The sequence below is a fragment of the Paenibacillus sp. GM1FR genome, from assembly GCF_002803315.1.
Classification (GTDB): Bacteria; Bacillota; Bacilli; order Paenibacillales; family Paenibacillaceae; genus Paenibacillus; species Paenibacillus amylolyticus.
On record NZ_MKZL01000022.1, the window covers coordinates 532,673 to 552,974 of the forward strand.

A 20,302-nucleotide genomic window follows, 5' to 3' on the forward strand; every position below is an offset into this window, starting at 1 on the left:
TTTGCATCACTAAAACGAACGAGGTATAATTAAACGGGAACAAATATTCCTATTACTATAAGTTTTCCCATATGAAAATTCGGGGAACTTCGACAATATATAGTGACTATTATTTTAGACGATAGGGTGAGATACGGCAATGAGCGATATTATAATGAGCGACAAAACGTTCGAAATCGAGTCAGAGTTTTCTCCCCAAGGTGATCAGCCGGCAGCCATTAAAGAATTGGTGAAGGGTGTTCAGGAGGGGAAGAGGTACCAGACATTGCTGGGTGCAACGGGTACGGGTAAGACGTTTACGATAGCCCAGACGATAGCCCAACTGCAACGTCCGACGCTGATTATTGCACACAACAAAACGTTGGCAGCGCAGCTTGCAAGTGAGTTCAAAGATTTTTTCCCTAATAACATGGTTGAGTATTTCGTCAGTTATTACGATTATTTTCAGCCAGAAGCATATATCCCGTCCTCCGATACGTATATCGAGAAGGATTCAAGTATTAATGAAGAGATCGACAAACTGCGGCACGCAGCGACAAGTTCGTTGTTTGAGCGCAGGGACGTCATCATTGTAGCGAGTGTTTCCTGCATTTATGGTTTGGGTTCACCACACTCGTATTCAAGCATGTTGCTGTCACTTCGGGTAGGCATGGAGAAACCGCGCAATCAGATTTTGTCTCGTCTGGTAGAGATCCAGTATCAACGGAACGATATTAACTTTGTGCGGGGTACGTTCCGTGTTCGTGGGGATGTTGTTGAGATTTTCCCTGCCTCCAAGGGTGAACATGCCATTCGGGTTGAATTGTTTGGTGATGAGATCGAGAAAATTACGGAGATTGATGTGTTAACCGGAGAACTGATTGGTGAACGTGAACATATTGCCATCTTCCCGGCGTCTCACTTCGTAACGCAAGAAGAGACGATGAAGGTTGCGCTGGTGAACATTGAGCGTGAACTGGAGGAGCGTCTTGAAGCGTTGCGTGAACAGGGGAAACTGCTGGAGGCTCAGCGACTGGAGCAGCGCACACGGTATGATATCGAGATGATGAAGGAAGTTGGATTCTGTTCGGGGATTGAGAACTATTCCGGTCCACTGACTTTCCGTGAACGCGGCGATACCCCATACACACTGATGGATTACTTCCCGGATGACATGTTGATTGTGGTCGATGAGTCTCATGTGACGCTGCCACAGATCCGTGCGATGTACAATGGTGACCAAGCGCGGAAGACGGTATTGGTTGAGCATGGTTTCCGTCTGCCGTCAGCGCTGGATAATCGTCCACTCAAATTTGATGAGTTCGAAGGCAAGATGGATCAGATTATATATGTATCGGCTACACCGGGTCCTTATGAGATTGAGCATACAGATACGATGGTGCAACAGATTATCCGTCCAACCGGTCTGCTTGATCCAATCATTGAACTGCGTCCAACGAAGGGGCAGATCGATGACTTGATCGGTGAGATTAACGACCGGATTACCAAAGACGAGCGTGTGTTGATTACAACATTAACGAAGAAGATGTCTGAGGACCTGACGGATTATCTGAAGGAAGTTGGAATCAAGGTTCGTTATCTGCACTCCGAGATCAAGACGTTGGAACGGATGGCGATTTTACGTGATTTAAGGTTGGGCGTTTTCCATGTGCTGATCGGAATCAACTTGCTCCGGGAAGGCCTCGATCTGCCCGAAGTATCCCTCGTCGCTATTTTGGATGCCGATAAGGAAGGATTCCTGCGTTCCGAACGCTCACTGATCCAAACGATTGGTCGTGCGGCACGGAACAGCGAGGGTCGCGTTATTCTATACGGTGACAAAGTAACGGATTCGATGGATAAAGCGATAAAGGAAACAGAGCGTCGCCGCGCAATTCAGATCGAGTACAACGAGAAACATGGAATTACACCACAGACCATTCGCAAAAAAGTGCGTGATGTGATTGAGGCAACCAAAGTTGCCGAATCCAAGAAAGACTATCTTACAGGCGCAGCCGAGAAGATGTCGAAGAAAGATCGCCAGGCGCTTATTCAGCGCCTAGAGGTAGAGATGAAAGATGCAGCCAAAAACCTGCAGTTTGAGCGTGCTGCCGAGCTTCGCGATGCGTTGCTGGAACTTCGCGCTGAATAAGATACAGCTCATTCATATGCTCCAGTAAAGATGGATCTGTAACAAGAGAACGGCCAATTGGCCGTTCTCTTGTTGAGTAAGGAAATCGTTGATATTTACCGATAATAAGAGATGTTGAAATCTTGAAATCAAGTCTATACTGATAGAAATGTTGAAATTGGTTAAAAGGTTTATAGGAAAGCAATTGGGAGTCGAGAGTGCCCCAGTGTTGACCTCGGAGCCGAGCCGAAGGCAATGGCGACCTGCCGCGATCAGGGCAAAGCCAAGAGCGTCTCGGTGTTGACCTTGGAGCCGAGCCAAAGGCAATGGCGACCTGTCGCGATCAAGGCGAAGCCGAGAGCGTCCGGTGTTGACCTTGGAGCCGAGCCGAAGGCAATGGCGACCCTGTCGCGACCAAGGCGAAGCCGAGAGCGTCCCGCTCTTGACCTTGGAGCCGAGCCGAAGGCAATGGCGACCTGTCGCGAACGTGGCGAAGCCGAGAGCGCACCCTCGCAGTAGAGCGGCCGTATAAGGTTCCGGCAATGAGCCGGAACCTTATACGGAGCCGCGGGCACACGACAACCCTTCACATAGCAAGACCCGCCCCCTCACCGTTGCACCGCTTGTTTCGGGTGTCCAGAGGGCTGCGCCCTCTGGGGCCCTCCCTTGGAAGGGAGGGTTTGGGAGGGATCGAAAAGCCTTTAAAGTTTTGGATTAACACACTGAGAGGATGAATACTATTGGCGAGCGATAACATTGTCATTAAAGGCGCACGAGCGCATAACCTGAAAAATATCGACATTACCATCCCGCGTGACCGCTTTGTTGTATTGACCGGCCTGAGTGGCTCAGGCAAGTCCTCGCTGGCTTTTGACACAATCTATGCCGAAGGACAGCGGCGGTATGTCGAATCATTGTCAGCTTACGCACGGCAGTTTCTGGGACAGATGGAGAAACCGGACGTTGATTCCATCGAAGGATTATCTCCTGCCATTTCAATAGATCAGAAAACAACAAGCCGTAACCCACGTTCCACAGTAGGAACCGTCACCGAAATTTATGATTACCTGCGCCTGTTATTTGCACGTGTGGGCCATCCACATTGTCCTGACCATGGCGTGGAGATTAGTTCCCAGACCGTAGAACAAATGGTTGACCGCATTATGCAATATCCAGAGCGTACCCGGTTGCAGATTTTGGCACCCATTATCTCGGGCCGCAAGGGCGAGCATAAAAGTGTATTTGCTGATGTGTCCAAGCAGGGCTTTGTCCGTGTACGGGTAAACGGGGAACTGCGTGACCTGTCAGAAGATATTCAATTGGAGAAAAATAAAAAGCATACGATTGAAGTGGTTGTTGACCGGATCGTTGTTAAGGATGATGTACAGGCGCGTCTGGCGGACTCCATTGAAACGGCACTTAATTTGTCCGGTGGACAACTCCTGGTGGACATTATGGGCGAAGAAGAGCTGCGCTTCAGTTCCAACTTTGCCTGCCCGGTGTGCGGATTCAGTATTGAAGAGCTGGCACCGCGGATGTTCTCATTTAATAGCCCTTTCGGGGCTTGCCCGGATTGTGATGGGTTAGGCGTCAAAATGATCGTTGACCCTGATCTGCTGGTACCGGATCGGACTAAGACCATCGAAGATGGAGCTTTTGATGCTTGGACAGGTGGCACATCCACCTATTATCCGCAGTTCCTGAAGTCGGTATGTGAGCACTTCAACATTCCGCAAAATGTACCTGTCGAAGATCTGCCAGCTGAGCAGATGAACAAGTTGTTACAGGGTACAGGTACGGAGAAAATCCGTTTCCGCTATGAGAATGATTTTGGACAACGGAAGGAAGCACTGGTTACCTTCGAAGGTATCGTGAATAACCTGGAGCGTCGTTACCGGGATACAGCATCTGAAGGTATCCGTGAGTTTATTGAGGGTTACATGAGTGCGAAGCCTTGTGGTACATGTAAAGGTCAGCGTCTGAAACGGGAAAGTCTCGCAGTTACGATTAATGATCACAACATGGCGTATGTGACTAGTTTGTCCATTGGTGAAGCTGGCCGATTCTTCGATTCATTGGAATTGAGTGAGAAAGAGCAGACGATTGCCAAGCTTATTCTGAAAGAAATCAACAGTCGTCTCGGCTTCTTGGTGAATGTTGGTCTGGATTATCTTACACTGAGTCGTGCTGCCGGAACATTGTCCGGTGGGGAAGCCCAGCGGATCAGACTGGCTACACAGATTGGTTCCAGCCTGATGGGTGTGCTGTATATTCTGGATGAGCCAAGTATCGGTCTACATCAACGGGATAATGACCGCCTGATTTCAACCCTTGCGCATATGCGGGATATTGGTAACACATTGATCGTGGTTGAACATGATGAGGACACGATGATGGCTGCCGACTATATTATTGATATTGGCCCGGGTGCAGGTATCCACGGAGGTACCATTATGTCACAGGGTACACCGGAGGAGATCATGAACGATGAGAACTCATTAACCGGTCAATATCTGAGTGGTCGCAAATTCATTCCGATTCGTGCAGAACGTAGAAGTGTAGGAGACCGCTGGCTGGAAGTACGCGGAGCCAAAGAAAATAACCTGAAGAATCTTAATGTGAAGATTCCTGTAGGTGTATTTACTGCGGTAACGGGTGTGTCTGGCTCAGGTAAATCCACATTGATCAATGAGATCCTCTACAAAACGCTGGCACGTGATCTGAACCGTGCTCGGGTGCGCCCGGGTCAACATAAAGAGATTCGTGGTCTGGAACATATCGATAAAGTCATCGATATTGACCAGTCGCCAATCGGGCGGACACCACGTTCCAACCCGGCTACGTACACAGGTGTCTTTGATGATATTCGGGATCTGTTTGCTCAGACGAACGAAGCCAAAGTACGTGGATACAAGAAAGGCCGATTCAGCTTTAATATCAAAGGTGGACGTTGTGAAGCCTGCCGTGGAGACGGTATTATCAAAATCGAGATGCACTTCTTGCCGGACGTTTATGTCCCTTGTGAAGTCTGCAAAGGCAAACGATACAACCGGGAAACACTTGAAGTGAAATATAAAAACAGAAATATTTCCGATGTGCTGGAAATGACGGTTGAAGATGCAACCCAATTCTTCGAGAACATTCCGAAGATCCATCGCAAAATGCAGACGCTGATGGATGTGGGATTGGGTTATATCAACCTGGGACAACCTGCAACCACATTGTCTGGTGGTGAAGCCCAGCGTGTGAAGCTTGCTTCCGAGCTGTATCGCCGCAGTACAGGGAAAACCATCTACATCCTCGATGAGCCGACTACCGGTTTGCATGTCGATGATATCGACCGTTTGCTGAACGTATTGCACCGTCTGGTTGATTCCGGGGAATCGGTGTTGGTGATTGAGCATAACCTGGATGTGATCAAAACGGCAGACTATGTTGTTGATCTGGGTCCAGAAGGCGGTAGCGGTGGAGGAACCATTGTTGCAACTGGAACACCTGAGGATATCATCAAAGTGGAAGCTTCCTATACAGGCAAGTACTTGAAGCCGGTTCTGGAGCGGGATACCGAGCGCAGCAAGGCACTGCAATTGGTGGACTAAGGTTCTCTAACCATTAGTTATATCAATATGAAGTGGCAGTATTGGCCCTTCTTTTCGAAAAGATAGAGACGTTGGATTACGATCTGATGTGCTCTGCTTCCGAGAAGAAGGGCTTTTCATTATGAATTATGCACAGTGTTTCCTTTGGACTAAGGTTATTCCGTGAAAGTGTTTACATATGCATTATGACGAGCATTGCAGGAATATTCGGCCAAATTGGCTTTTTTTCATTTTTATGGATGATAGGGCTTGCATTACAAGCAGGGTACAGATAACATAGAGGAAGATATTAGGGTATGCGTTAGCTGTTCAACTATGGTAAGGAGGTCTGTCTATCCATGCTGTTTGCAGAAGCTGCCACGGCGAGTACATCGAATTTTAATGCATTTGATATTTTTGTCATCTTATTTACGATCCTGATTTTCATCGGAGTTGTTCGGCTTCTTCGGGCACCGAAGAAAAATCTGTTTGCGATCGGATTTGCAGTAGTCAGCCTACTGGTATTTCTGATGACAGACTATGCGATGATAACGGGTTGGTTTGCTCAGTAGGAATGCTGCTGAAGTGAATGGAATTTAAGCCAAAAGAGATATGGAGGAACACTTTCCATGGGAGACATGGAGGGTGTTTTTTTCGTTTATATGGAGCGATTGAACAGGATTCTATCTTCTCTACTAAAATAGGACTTAAAACAATTGTATATCCAGATTCTGTATGATACATTGAAGGATACCGGAATTGCAGATGAGAGAAAGAGAGAATAGATTCAGCGATGAATCCGATGTCGAGTCGCGCAAGAAGGATGTATAGAGAGGGTCAGGTGAGAATATGAGCGTGTTGGGTAAAAAGGGGATAGCCATTCTGATGGCTGCTGTACTCTCGATTAGTGTAGCGGCAACGGCCGGTGCAGCTGAATCCAAAGCGGCGATGCAAGCGAAAGTGGTAGACGGTCAAGTCTATGTGAACACCAAGGATCTGCTCAAGGCAGTTGGTGGAAGTGGACAATATGATGCCAAATCCGGAACGTACACGTACAAGGGAAGTGAAGCCATTCCCCAAGTGATCGAAAAGGTGTCTCCTTCGGTCGTAGGTATTATTGGGAAATCTACCGAAGTGCAGGACGGTGCAACATCAGACGACCGTTATAATCTTGCACATGGTACAGGTGTCATTATCCGGTCCAATGGATGGATTGTAACGAATGCTCACGTGGTCGACGGATTAACGAATCCGGTTGTCGTAACGACGGATGGCAATACATACAAAATTACGAAAACATACAGTGATGCACTAAGTGATCTGGCTCTAATCAAAATCAATGCCAAATCACTCAAACCGGCGAGCTTTGCCAAAGCTTCACAAACCACTGTTGGAGAAACGGTGATTGCCTTGGGTACGCCGATTTCCTTTTCTTTGCGCAACTCGGCAACGGTAGGAGTAATTAGCGGCTTGAATCGTGGTGTTGAGGCGACCTACCGGTTGATTCAGACCGACACGGCCATTAACCCGGGAAATAGCGGAGGACCGCTGGTCAACCTGAAGGGTGAAGTGGTTGGAATCAATTCCATGAAATTTTCTGCGGTCGGCGTAGAGAGTTTGGGATTTTCGATTCCCGTGGATACCGTTCAATATATCATCGATCAGTTTTTTAAATATGGCAAAATAAAACGTGCAAGTCTGGGACTGCAGCTGGAAGAAAGCTGGTCTGCGATTGTTGGCCTGCCTACAGATGATCCCTTAACAATTACGGGCGTACTGTCTCCTGAAGCCAAAAAAGCCAAAATCAAAGAGGGCGATGTCCTTTACAGTGTCGCGGGCACACGTGTCTCTTCAGTAGTGGATATCAATGAGTTGCTCAAAAAGTATCTGCCTGGGCAAAAGGTAAAGCTGTTGATGCAATCGGATGGCGATATCGTCACCCGCACGTTGGTGCTTGCTGATCGCGCAGACATCGTAGACGAGGAAGATGAAGCGTTCCTTGCAGATGAAGAACAATAAAGCCCGGCGATCAGCCCGGATGGAGAGAGGACGAAAGAACGGAATGAAAAAGTCATGGATACGTGTGCTAAGCACAGGTGTATTAACCGGGATGCTGACCATTGGAGCGGCATTGCCTGTATGGGCATCTGATCTGACGACAAGTGAACTACGGGTCAAAGCGGGTAGCACGAGCGCCTACATTAACGGCGATAAGCAGGCCATAGCCAAACCTTACAAGTTCAAGGGTGTTACGATGGTGCCTGTTGGTGTGTTCAAGAAAGCATTTGGCAGTGAAATCCGGCTGGAGAAAAATGATGTCGTCAAAATCAAGGAAGGTCCGCACACGGTCACCCTAACGATTGGCAGTTCAATTGCCTGGGTGGATGGTGTAAAACATGAGATGGGTGCCGCTCCCAAGATGGTGAATGGCGTACTTATGGTTCCACTTCGTCCGGTTGCTGCCGGTATCGGAGCGACGCTAGCTCCAACCAGTTCCGGAGAAATGGTTATTCGTCTGTTGCAAACCGATGATTCGGTGGATGATGAGGATGGTATTCATCCGGATGAAGGCAAAACCAGAATTGGCAACAGTTTTTACGGTTGGTCCATTAACTACCCGGCAGATCTTATAGTTTTCCAGACCGGTGAGCAGGAGCGCATGATGACTTTCGGCGCTGCGGACAACAGTTATTATCTTGAAGTGTATGTCAGCGACCAGGATGTGGCTCTGGATGCGGATGATTTGTTGCAGCAACTTGTCCAGGAGGCCAAGCAATCGGGAGATACGGTGCTGGACCGTGAAGCGGTGTCGAAAGGCAAAACGCCTTATGCACGGATTATCGTGAAAGATGTAGACGGCATGTTATGGGAGATGCGTCAGTATCTGAGCGAAGGCCGTCAATATGATGTGTACCTAGCGGATTACGAAGCCCTGAATTATAAAGATCTGGGCAAACGTGCAGCGCTACTCAATTCATTCCAGCCAACCTATGCGGAATCGGATCGAACGATCAAGGATCTATCCACCGTAGATAATGGCATGCGCTCCGCGTGGAACGATGATTATGGTATTGAGTTAAAGATTCCTGCCGGCTGGTCGATGGATAACAATCAGAGGATCTATGAAGCCAAGGATGGTGCGTATCTGCAATGGCGTGTCACTTCGGCGAAGGCAGGTACAACGGTAAAAGACTGGAGCGGCCAACTGGATAAGTGGATGCGCGAGACATTTACACCAGAGAGTTACGAGCCAATTGGTTCATATACGATGGATATCTCGGGAGAAACTGCCGAGGTGAATGAATTCCGTTATAACTTTGGCGGGGGCTGGCAGACCGAGTTCGATGTTCTTTTGCAGAAGAATGGGTATCGGTATTATGCAGAGTATACGTTCCCTGAGGAGCAAAGTGCAGATCGGGCATGGTTTGAACGGATTATGAAGAGTGTGGAGATTGATTTTGATACGGTTGCCGATAATTTCGGTCAGCTGGATGAAGATCCTTATTTGACGGACAAAACGAAGACACTTACACGTACGTCCAAACGTTATAAATACAGTGTAGATATTCCGCGTTACTGGACGCCGTATAGTGATCGATTCGAATATTCACCTGTGGTGTACACCTTTACCGGCGGAGAATTCTCCATTGCGGCGAGCGAAGACAAGTCAATCGAGATGACGGTCAGCCAATTGAGAGAAGCTTATGCCGAAGCCACCAAAACGCGGAAAAACTTCAAATTGCTTCGCAGTGAGGAACTGACGTTTGCGGGTGTGCCTGCATTTTCCTTTACGTATCATGAGCTGGACAAAGGCGTGCCATATGCGGGTCGTCAGATCGTGTTTGAAAAGGACGGAACAACCTATACGATCACAAGTGGGCTGAATGATGCCAACAAGACAGAAGTTCAGGCGGCAGCCTTGGAAAAAGCAGTGAACTCATTTACTTTTATTAAATAATTGTAGTGGAGCCGGAGGGTCAAAAGACCTTTCGGCTTATTTGTTTTCTGTATAAGATAAATTAAATATTTACACTGGGACGAAGAGTGCAGAACCGATCTGAAGAAGCGAAGCGTGCGCGTTTATCACCAGATTTTTCCCCTTTAGAAAAGGAAATAAAAAAATCTGGGGGTAACAGCGATCGGAAGATGGTACTGCAATCGAAGTGTCTAGTGTAAATCTTAATGGAAATGAAAATGGTAAACGGTTTTTTCAGGAAAACGTAGAAGAGTCGGTGCAGAAGTGGTACACTATACTAGTTCAGGAGTTATGACTACTGATCTGATGAATAGGAATGACTGTAAGCTTGGAGTTCAGGCAATACAGACATAATAGATAGATATTGTAATACCGTGACAATGCAGGTGTACCCGATAAGGTGCAGTCTTAGGCTTAGTATGTTCAGACGTTTAGAGATATAGGGATGAAATCCGGCGGATAGCCGGTTATGGGGAGGATCTACATGAAAACAGCAACAATACGAAGAGAAGACGTTGAACTTCTGGCACCGGCTGGTGACTGGGATTGTATGCGTTCGGCGGTAGCTAATGGCGCAGATGCAATTTTCTTCGGAGTCGAAAAGTTTAATGCACGGGCACGGGCGAACAATTTCCGTATGGACGAGCTGCCGGAGATAATGGCGTTTTTGCACAGTTATGGCGTAAAAGGTTTTTTGACCTTTAATATATTGATTTTTGAAAATGAATTGACGGATGCCAAAGAACTGATTGACGCTTGTGTCGATGCAGGTGTGGACGCTGTAATTGTTCAGGATTTGGGTTTGGTGAAGATGATCCGCGAGATATCACCGGATTTCCCGATTCACGGTTCAACACAGATGACAATTACGTCTCCGGAAGCGGTCGAGTTTACGAAGCCGTTTGATATGGAACGTGTCGTTCTGGGACGGGAGAACAACCTGAAGCAGATCCAGAAGATCGGTGAGCAGGCAAAACTTCCAATGGAAGTATTTGTTCATGGTGCGCTGTGTGTATCCTACTCGGGGCAGTGTCTTACTTCCGAAATGTGGGGAGGACGTTCGGCGAACCGTGGGGAGTGCGCACAAGCTTGTCGTCTTCCATATGACCTGATGGTGGATGGGGTACACAAACCGATGGGTGATGTAGCCTATCTGTTGTCTCCGAAAGATCTGGCAGCGATTGACCTGATGCCGGAACTGATCGAAGCAGGAGTAACTTCTTTCAAAATTGAAGGACGTCTCAAAACGCCGGAATACGTAGCAAACGTAGTAAGCAAATATCGTAAAGCGATTGACCGTTATTTTGATGGAGATAACACACCGCCAAGCAAGGAAGAAGTTCGCGAATTGCAGCAAAGCTTCTCCCGTGGATTCACACATGGTTTCCTGAGCGGTACAAACAACAAAGAACTGGTGGATGGAACGTTCCCGAAAAGCCGTGGTGTCTACCTCGGTCGTGTAGATCAAGTGTTGCGCGATGGTGTGGTCCTGAAGCTGGATGCACCTGTGAAACGTGGAGACGGAATTGTATTTGACGCCGGAGACCCGACTCAGAAGGAAGAAGGCGGACGGGTATACGATGTGCGTCGCAAAGGTGTAAAACTCGAAGGCGAAGCCGAAGAGGGCTGGATCGTTGACGTTGTGCCAGGCCGCAGTGACGTAGATCTGCGCCGCGTGAAAGTTGGCGACAAAGTGTGGAAAACGAATGACCCGGCGCTGGACAAACGTCTGCGTCAAAGCTTCGAGACCGAGAAGCCGTACCGTGTATTCCCAGTGAAGGTGAAGGTCATCGGCAGCCCGGGGCAGCCGCTTAGCACATGGTGGACAGACGTGCAGAAAGGCACGACCGTCCGTATTGATTCCGAGATGGAACTGGACATCGCCCAGAAGCGTCCAATGACACATGAATTGCTCGAAGAGCAGTTCGGACGTCTGGGAGGCACCGTGTTCCAGTTGGAAGGAATGGACGTCAACCTGCACGGTGACGTCATCATCCCAATGCGCGAGTTGAATAATATTCGCCGTCAGGCGGTAGAACAACTCGCGGGTGAACGTCCTAAACCGCCTGTCTACGTGAAACGGGCGGTAGATGTGTACGGCGATTCAGTTAAACCGGCATCGCCAGTCGCTCGCGGTCAAGCAGAACTGACCGCACTCTGCCGTAGCCTGCCACAAGTGGAGGCAGCGATTGAAGCAGGAATCGGTATGATCTATGCCGACTTCGAGTTTATCAAACAGTTCCCGGCAGCCGTGGAAGCTGTGCATGCCGCTGGTCGCAAGATCGCGCTGGCAACACCGCGTATTCACATGCCTGGGGAGAACGGATATCACAACAACATCTTGCGTCTGAAGCCGGATGCGGTATTGGTACGTAATACAGGCGCACTGTACTTCTACCTGCGTCACCGGATGGAAAACCCGGATGCGAAGCACCCGGAATTGATCGGCGACTTCTCATTGAACATCGCCAATCACAAAGCAGTAGAATTGTTCCTGGAAGCCGGATGTGACTGGATTACCCCATCCTATGACCTGAACATTCAACAAATGGTTGATTTGCTGGGTCACTCCCGTACAAGTCAGACCGAAGTGGTTATCCATCAGCATCTGCCGATGTTCCACACCGAGCACTGTGTGTACTGTACGTTTATGAGTGAAGGAACGGACTTCACGAACTGTGGCCGTCCTTGTGAGGAACAGCGTGCATCCCTGCAAGACCGGATCGGCATGTCTCACCCGGTACGTGTGGATGAAGGTTGCCGTAATACGGTATACAACGCAGTGGAGCAGTCAGGTGCCGAGTATCTGACCAACTTTATGGATCTGGGTGTATCCCGTTACCGTGTGGAATTCCTGGAAGAGACACCGGAGCAGGTACGCGAAGTTATCGATCTGTATAACCGTGCACTGCGCGGCGAGATCAGTGGTACACAAGTGTGGAAAACACTCAAAGCAACAAACCAACTGGGCGTTACACGTGGTCAATTGGTGAAATAAACAGATTGTATGTTACATCAACATTTACAATCAAGCATGAAGCAACCCCAATCTCTGCTTTACGGAGCTCTTGGGGTTTTTTTACATCATGATACAGGAGGCGAAGAAGCGTGGCGCCATTCACAATTATGGATATCAAATTGCTGTGCGGGGTCACGGCATTCAAGCGCGGAGAAGATTATAACCAATCTGGCAGGGTGACCAATCTGGTGGTCGGTGAGGATCAGCTTCATTATGAAGCTCAGGTACGTGGATCGGAGCGTTATCAGGTTACGGTGGATGTAGATGGATCAGGTGAGATTGTGGCAGGTTGCAGTTGTCCGGGTGACGGCAGGCATTATGACTATTGCAAACATGTCGCTGCTGTCCTGTTGGCTATTCACGAATGGGGTGAGCAGCAGGAGCGTAATGCCACGATTGCTTCGGGGAAGCCTCCTCAACCTGCTCCAGGCCAAGGAGCCAATACCAGTTCCAGCTCAGGTTCCAAGTCCAGGGTTGGGACGTTGGTCGAAGAAAGCATATGGGAGCGACCACAGTCCGCTTCACAACGAGAGCAACTGAATGATGCCCCAGAGCGTCCGCCCGTTCACTTTGCCCAAGCAGGTCGTCCAAGCTCAGCTTCGGGGTGGGGCCGCTCGGCAGATAAACCTTCTTACCGTACGGCGGATCAGATTCTGTCCATGTTTGCCAAGGATCGGAGACCGCTGCATGGAAATGACCGTAAATACACCGCCCCTGTCAGCCGTTCCTCCCTGCGGGAAGAATTGCAGGTTCAGTTTATATGTAAGCTGACACAGGTTCACAAGGGTGGTGGGAAACTCGCTCTTGAATTGAAAGTGGGTAACAAACGTCTGTATGTGGTGCAGAAAGTGAAGCAATTCCTGAACTGCATCGAGAAGGGCGAGCCAATGTCATTTACCAAACTGTTCCACTATGATCCATTAATGCATGTTTTCACTCCGCAGGATCAGGCCATTCTCTCGATGCTTATTCGAATGAGACAGAGTGAGGAGGCCTATCGCCAATCCATCTCCGGTTATCTGGGAGCTTCGGACGGACGGGATATATTGATTGCTCCGCTCGTATGGAAGCCATTGCTGGAATTGCTGCTACAGGCTGACAGCCGGATGGAGGGCACGGGATTTGCCAATGGACCACTCACACTGGGTGAGGGGGTACTTCCTTTATTTTACCGGATCGCCCAGGGAGCGAATGAAGGATATCAGCTTGAAATTTCCGGACTGCGTGAGCTGATTCTTCTCCCTGCTTATGATGCGGCTGTGGTGGAAGGGCAGTTGCATATGTTGGAGCCGATGCAGATGCGAAGTCTGGAGGACTTGAGTGGAGCACTTACCTCATATGGGATCAAGGAAAGCATTGATATTTCGACCCAGCAGGTGGATGAGTTCGTACAGCATGTCGTGCCAGAACTGCGTACGCTCGGCCATCTGTCTATTGATTCACAGGTGCGTGAACAGATCGCGGAACCGGAACTCTCACCGAAGCTGTACATCGACTTCTATCGTGAGCGTATTACAGCGCGTCTGGAATTCGACTATGAGGTCATGGTTATTAATCCGCTTGCAGAGTACTTGATAGATGAAGAAGAGAAAAAGGTTATTTTGGTGCGTGATCGATACAAAGAGCGGAATCTGATTGAACGGCTCGATCGTTCTTTCCTGGAACGTGATGGTAGCGTCTGGGCGAGTGAACGGGAAGATGCGATCTATGATGTTATGTACCATCTGTTGCCTGAGCTTGAGAAACAGGTAGACATCTACATGCCGAACGCCGTGAAGGCGATGGTGCAATCCTATCCGACACCGCCGAAAGTCCGGGCAGACTTGGGGAGAGGACTGGACTGGCTGGAGATCTCATTCGAGATGGAAGGTGTGGACGAGCAGGAACTTCAGGAACTCATGCGTCGCATTGTGGAAAAGAAACCATATTTCCGTCTCAAGAGCGGTGTCTTTCTGTCGCTTGAAAATGAAGGTGCAGACAGTTTCGCTCACATGGCCGATTCACTTGGGCTGGGGGCGGATGACATCAAAGGCAGCCATATCCGGCTGCCGGCTGTTCGGGCATTACAATTGCCAGGCAGGGATGAGGTTTCCGGACATGTGAAGTGGGGAGGCTCCCTGAAACGTTTCCTTGATGATCTGCGAGATCCCGAACGGATGGATTTTGCATTGCCAAAAGCGCTGAGCCCCATTCTGCGGGATTATCAGAACAGTGGATATCAGTGGCTGCGTACCCTTGCTTATTATCGTTTTGGCGGCATTCTGGCGGATGATATGGGACTTGGCAAAACATTGCAAAGCATCGCCTATATTACAGCGGTGCTTGAGGAAAAGCCCGAGTACAATATGGACAATACGGGCGTTGATAAATACCGGGAGAGCGGATCGCTATGGGGCGGTACAACGGAGGCTACTGCCGGCATCGACCCCGAAACTGGTCTCCCATTGGATAAGATGGCCTCAGAGAATACGGATGGCCTATGGTCCACGATGCAGCAGGATGGACTGACGATCCGAACGAGGGTCATTCATCCTCCGGTACTTGTCGTGGCGCCTGCCTCGCTAACCTATAACTGGGCCAATGAGTTTGCGCGGTTCGCCCCGCATCTGAAAGTCCTGATCGCAGCCGGTCAGAAAGAAGAACGAGCCAGCATGCTTTCAGGCATGGATGAGGCAGATGTGATTGTGACGTCTTATCCTTTATTACGCCGGGATCTGGACACCTACCTTGGCCGAACCTTCCATACGCTCATTCTGGATGAAGCTCAGGCGATCAAAAATGCTTCTTCTCAGACCGCGCAGGCAGTGAAACAAATTCAGGCTCCGCGCCGTTTTGCACTCACAGGTACACCTGTGGAGAACTCGCTGGATGAATTGTGGTCCATTTTTGAAGCCGTATTCCCTGGGTTGTTTCCAAGTTACAGAAGGTTCCGTGACCTTCCTCCGGAACGGATCTCGCGGATGGTACGTCCGTTTATTCTGCGCCGCCTGAAGAAGGATGTGCTGGAAGAATTGCCTGATCGCATTGAAACGGTACAGCGATCAGAGCTTACGGTTGAACAGAAAAAATTGTACGCCGCATACCTCTCCCAGCTTCAGGATGAAGCATCGAAGGACATGGAGGATAACGGATTCCAGAAGAATCGTATCAAAATTCTGGCGGGCATCACGCGCTTGCGTCAGTTGTGTTGTCACCCGGCCCTCTTTGTGGAAGGCTATCAAGGCGATTCCGGGAAAATGGAACAGTTGCTTGAAACGGTCGAGGATTGTTTGGCTGCAGGCAAACGAATCCTCATCTTTTCCCAATTTGCGAGCATGTTGAACCTGATTCGTCAGACCCTTGCGGCACAGGGAAGAAACCTATTTTACCTCGATGGTCAGACCCCTGCTCAGAGCCGGGTCGAGATGTGTCACAGATTTAATGAGGGCGAAGCTGAACTGTTCTTAATCTCCCTGAAAGCTGGAGGTACCGGATTAAACTTAACAGGGGCAGATACCGTTATATTATATGATCTGTGGTGGAATCCTGCCGTGGAAGAACAGGCAATTGGCCGTGCCCATCGCATGGGACAGAAACAAGTGGTGCAAGTCATCCGCTTGGTTACCGAGGGTACGATCGAAGAGAAGATTTTGGAACTCCAGCAGCGCAAGAAGGACTTGATTGCCGAAGTAATCGAACCGGGAGACGGGGGATCGACGACCTTATCCGAACAGGATATCCGCGAATTGTTGATGGTATAATGAAGTCCAAGCATCCTAGCAATAAGAATCATTAAATATATGAATCTATACAAGATGGACTAATCATTTACATGATAACGGAGAGGACAGAAATAACCTGAAAAAGCGAAGCGTTCGCCTAAAAGCTTTCTGCAAGAAAGCTACTTCGAAAGCGTACACTTCGCCTAAAAGCTTTCTGAAAGAAAGCTGCATCGGAAGCATACGCTATCCCCGGATTTTCCCCTTTAAAAAAGTGAATTAAAAAATCTGGGGATAACAGCGATCGGAAGGTTGTTCTGTCATCGTAGTGTCAGTGTAAATAATCTTTAGTTCAACTTATCTAGCAAAAGGAGTGGGTTCGTGTGCGTATTCGCAAAGCGATTATTCCAGCCGCAGGGCTGGGTACCCGGTTTCTGCCTGCCACCAAGGCGATGCCTAAGGAAATGCTGCCCATCGTGGACAAGCCAACGATTCAGTACATTATTGAAGAAGCCGTAGCTTCAGGCATTGAAGATATCATTATTGTGACAGGTAAAGGGAAACGGGCCATTGAAGATCACTTCGATTATTCTTTTGAGCTGGAGCAGAATCTGGCGGACAAACAGAAGTGGGACTTGCTTAACGAAGTACGCAAACCCTCCGAGATGGCAGATATTCATTATATCCGTCAAAAGGAACCGAAGGGACTTGGTCACGCCATTTGGTGTGCCCGCAAGTTTATCGGCAACGAGCCTTTTGCCGTCCTGTTAGGGGATGACATCGTGGAAGCGGAACATCCCTGCCTGAAGCAGATGATCGATGTCTACGATGAACTGCAATCTCCGATCGTTGGTGTACAGCCTGTTGATTGGGGCGAGGTATCCCGCTACGGGATTGTAGACGGAGAATTGCTGACTCCTACCGATGATCGTGTCTTTCGCGCGCGCCGCTTAATTGAGAAACCAAAGACCGAAGACTCTCCCTCCAACCTGGCTATTATGGGACGTTATATTCTTACACCGGATATCTTTGAGATACTAGGTCAACAATCTGCTGGTGTCGGGGGAGAAATCCAACTCACGGATGCCTTATCTCGATTGAATGAACAGCGGCAGATTCTCGCATATCATTTTGACGGACTGCGTCATGATGTTGGCGAGAAGTTGGGCTTTATTGAGACATCGATTCACTACGCATTGCAACGCCCGGATCTGCGGGAGGATTTGTTGGCGTATTTAAAGAAGATAACGGCATCGAACTAACACATTCCTAACGTATTAGATCACAAAAAAGGTTTGCCCTTTGATGGGGGCAAACCTTTTTTGTGTGGAATTATAGAGGACCACTAGTACATTTAGAAATTCAGTTCTGCTATTTGTTTAATCTCGTCTGCTTCATTAGGTGCGACAGCGATAAGCTTATCATAAATTTCTTTATCCTGTTGCCCATCTTTAGTTAGAGCGGCAAGGTACCAACGAGCAATTTCACGGTTGGTAGCATCGGTCAGATCCTCTGCAATCCCACCCTTAAGGATAGTAGCAGCTCCAGCTGAATCGTTTAACATATAATTTATTTTCCCCGCGTTCAGAATCATTGTTGGAGTCAGCTCGAATGGCTGTCCTTGGAGCTGTCCTTCAGGGAGAGTCTTTAAGTGTTCTACTCCATCAACAACATGCTGATAGGCTTCCAGACCTGAAGTAAAATAAGATTCCTTCTTAGCTGTATCGCCTTGTCCAAGTGCTTGATATCCTAGATCGAACGAACGGGTGATTAGCCGTTCGTACCACTCCATATCCCAGATATAGTTGTTGGCATATTCTTTTTGAAGAGTGTAGGCATGTTCATTATCACCTTTAAGCTCAAAGAGTTGGATCAACTGTTTAACCATACCTTTGTTGTAGGGTTCTGCTTTTAGCCCTTTTTGAAGCAAATCTACACCAGCATTGTAGAAATGATCATCTTGTGTTTGTTGAAAACCTTGTTGGTATAGCGAAGAAAGCGTCAGAAGAGAATCAGAATGTGCACTGCGAATCGCAAGGTCCTTATCGAGTGGAGCTTTGATTTCCTCAAAAGATTGGCTGACTTTTGCAACTTCCTTCGCTGCATACGCGTAATGATTTGCTTGCAAAAAGCGAACGGATATAAACAACAGTACAATGATCGATACTCCGGCAATGGCGGTATAGATTGCTCGGGCGGCAGATGAGCTTACTTTGAAACGCTGAACTGGCCGGGGGTCAATCGCTGCTGCCATACCGCCAAACCCGATAAACACCAGCATGCCGATGAAGACATAACTCATATTGAAATCGAGAAGACTCAATACCAGAATAGTCATGGACAAAATGAAAAATACAAAATGTGACTCTCTTTCGCTTTCGTCTCTTCGCAAGTAGCTACGAACGTATTGATAGAAGATATACAGAATAAATGACATGAAAATGATAAATCCAATAATTCCGACTTCCACCAAGTACTGCATGAAGAAGTTATGCGCCTGCGCACTAACATATGGATTGTTCTGATACTTCTCGTACAGCGCAGTCCAAGCCCCACCACCTGCACCAATCAATGGGTAATCTGCAATGACCTTTGCGGCATCTTTATAGAAAGTGATTCGTTCAAGAACACTGTGCTGCTGGAAGTTGATATTCTCAAGTCGTGTGCTAATGCTGTCCGGCAAAATGTTACGAACACTGGTACCCAACAGCAACACTGCAACGATAATGGCGAGCAGTATGGAGCCTAGCGGGATCCACAAGCTTGAACCTTTACGTTTACCCCAGGTATGGAGCTTTGTTTCCAGCTTGGGAGCGATCCAACGTTGAATAGCCCAGATGATGATTGCGACAACGATGGATGCTGCAACCAGATAGATCCAACCTTTGGCTGCAACTCCAGCAGTGAACTGTTGCTGCAGTTCTAGTCCAGCAGTATTGACCGGATTTAAGATTGCAATTGTTCCTATTCCTGAAATGACAAGATAAATGAACCATAAAATCTGTTTTGCTGGTTTAAGCAACAACAGGATAATCACGAACACCATTGGCATCATCACAAGACCTGTCCGCGAAAGTGTAAGCAACAGGGAGAGTAAGATGGGAACAAGCATGAATCCATGCAGTAGCTGTGTGTACATTTTTTTGGAGCGGATCATGCTAAAAATAGCAATAAATAAAAATGCCATCAAGAATGCTGCGTATGTATTCGGATATTGGAATACTGAAGCAAGTCGTGGACCATTGGCATCATTCCAAATCGTTTGATTGTATATCCCGTTAACAACACCTGAAGAGAACCATCCAACTAGCCTACCTGCCAAATTGGAAGCCCCAAGCCAGTTCAACAAACCAAATCCGACAATTACATATGCAATTCCTATTAAGGAGGATTGTATGATATGATTGATTTTGTTGTTTTTGAGCAGGTACATAGTTATCACAAAGATCATGGCATAAATACATTGAATGAGGATCATGTTGACTGCCAAATATTCAGATGCTGCATTGATGAGTGACAGGACATACGTGAGTGGCAGCAATATCACTGCAATCTTAAGCCAATCTTGCTGAGTTTCTAATTTCATCTGTTTGAAGTAGACAGCAACCCACATCACGAACAGGAGGGTTGTTAGGGCAACGGCCCAATAAATGGGTCCTTCAAATTGAAGCAATTGTCCATTAAATAACGCAACTTGGAAAGAGGACCAGAGTAAAAATAAGATGAGTCCTATGGTTAGGGTCCATAATTGTGGCGAGGTCGAGTGAATAGTTGCTTTGCTCGACGTTTTCTTTTGTTTCCCGTATACTGGATTCGACAAGATATGAGTCTCCTTTGCTTGTAGATACGACATTATTTTAGCATAGAACGTAGTAGGTTGTCCTATTACGCTTGTAGTAGAAGTATGTTACTTTGACTCAA

The 20,302-nt window shown here is 48.0% G+C and carries 9 protein-coding genes; 8 read left to right on the plus strand and 1 reads right to left on the minus strand.

What is annotated here, in order from left to right:
• Positions 1 to 139 precede the first annotated feature (139 nt).
• From uvrB to galU, 8 genes are all read left to right on the plus strand, one after another.
• Entirely contained in the window at positions 140 to 2,131 is a 1,992-nt protein-coding gene (gene uvrB, locus PAEAM_RS17875; protein ID WP_100528459.1) for an excinuclease ABC subunit UvrB, read from the plus strand.
• A 719-nt stretch (positions 2,132 to 2,850) separates the two neighbouring features.
• A complete protein-coding gene (gene uvrA, locus PAEAM_RS17885; protein ID WP_036667714.1) occupies positions 2,851 to 5,709 on the plus strand; it encodes an excinuclease ABC subunit UvrA in 2,859 nt (952 codons plus the stop codon).
• Positions 5,710 to 6,047: 338 nt separating this feature from the next.
• Complete coding sequence (locus PAEAM_RS17890) at positions 6,048 to 6,260, plus strand: hypothetical protein (protein ID WP_017692026.1); 213 nt, start codon at positions 6,048 to 6,050, stop codon at positions 6,258 to 6,260.
• Between the two features lie 277 nt (positions 6,261 to 6,537).
• A complete protein-coding gene (locus PAEAM_RS17895; protein WP_243391394.1) occupies positions 6,538 to 7,707 on the plus strand; it encodes a S1C family serine protease in 1,170 nt (389 codons plus the stop codon).
• Positions 7,694 to 9,646 carry a stalk domain-containing protein gene (locus PAEAM_RS17900; RefSeq protein WP_243391395.1) on the plus strand — a complete coding sequence of 651 codons (1,953 nt, stop codon included), beginning with the start codon at positions 7,694 to 7,696 and terminating at the stop codon, positions 9,644 to 9,646. Before PAEAM_RS17895 ends, PAEAM_RS17900 begins: the two co-directional genes overlap by 14 nt.
• A 502-nt stretch (positions 9,647 to 10,148) precedes the next feature.
• Positions 10,149 to 12,662 carry a U32 family peptidase gene (locus PAEAM_RS17905; RefSeq protein ID WP_017692029.1) on the plus strand — a complete coding sequence of 838 codons (2,514 nt, stop codon included), beginning with the start codon at positions 10,149 to 10,151 and terminating at the stop codon, positions 12,660 to 12,662.
• 110 nt (positions 12,663 to 12,772) lie between these two features.
• Complete coding sequence (locus tag PAEAM_RS17910; RefSeq protein WP_100528462.1) at positions 12,773 to 16,423, plus strand: DEAD/DEAH box helicase; 3,651 nt, start codon at positions 12,773 to 12,775, stop codon at positions 16,421 to 16,423.
• A 341-nt stretch (positions 16,424 to 16,764) separates the two neighbouring features.
• A complete protein-coding gene (gene galU / locus PAEAM_RS17915; protein WP_100528463.1) occupies positions 16,765 to 17,643 on the plus strand; it encodes a UTP--glucose-1-phosphate uridylyltransferase GalU in 879 nt (292 codons plus the stop codon).
• Positions 17,644 to 17,735: 92 nt separating this feature from the next.
• Here galU and PAEAM_RS17920 read toward each other — a convergent pair whose 3' ends face one another.
• Positions 17,736 to 20,201 (minus strand): O-antigen ligase family protein, encoded by a 2,466-nt coding sequence (locus PAEAM_RS17920; RefSeq protein WP_100528464.1) that lies wholly within the window; start codon positions 20,199 to 20,201, stop codon positions 17,736 to 17,738.
• Positions 20,202 to 20,302: the final 101 nt, after the last annotated feature.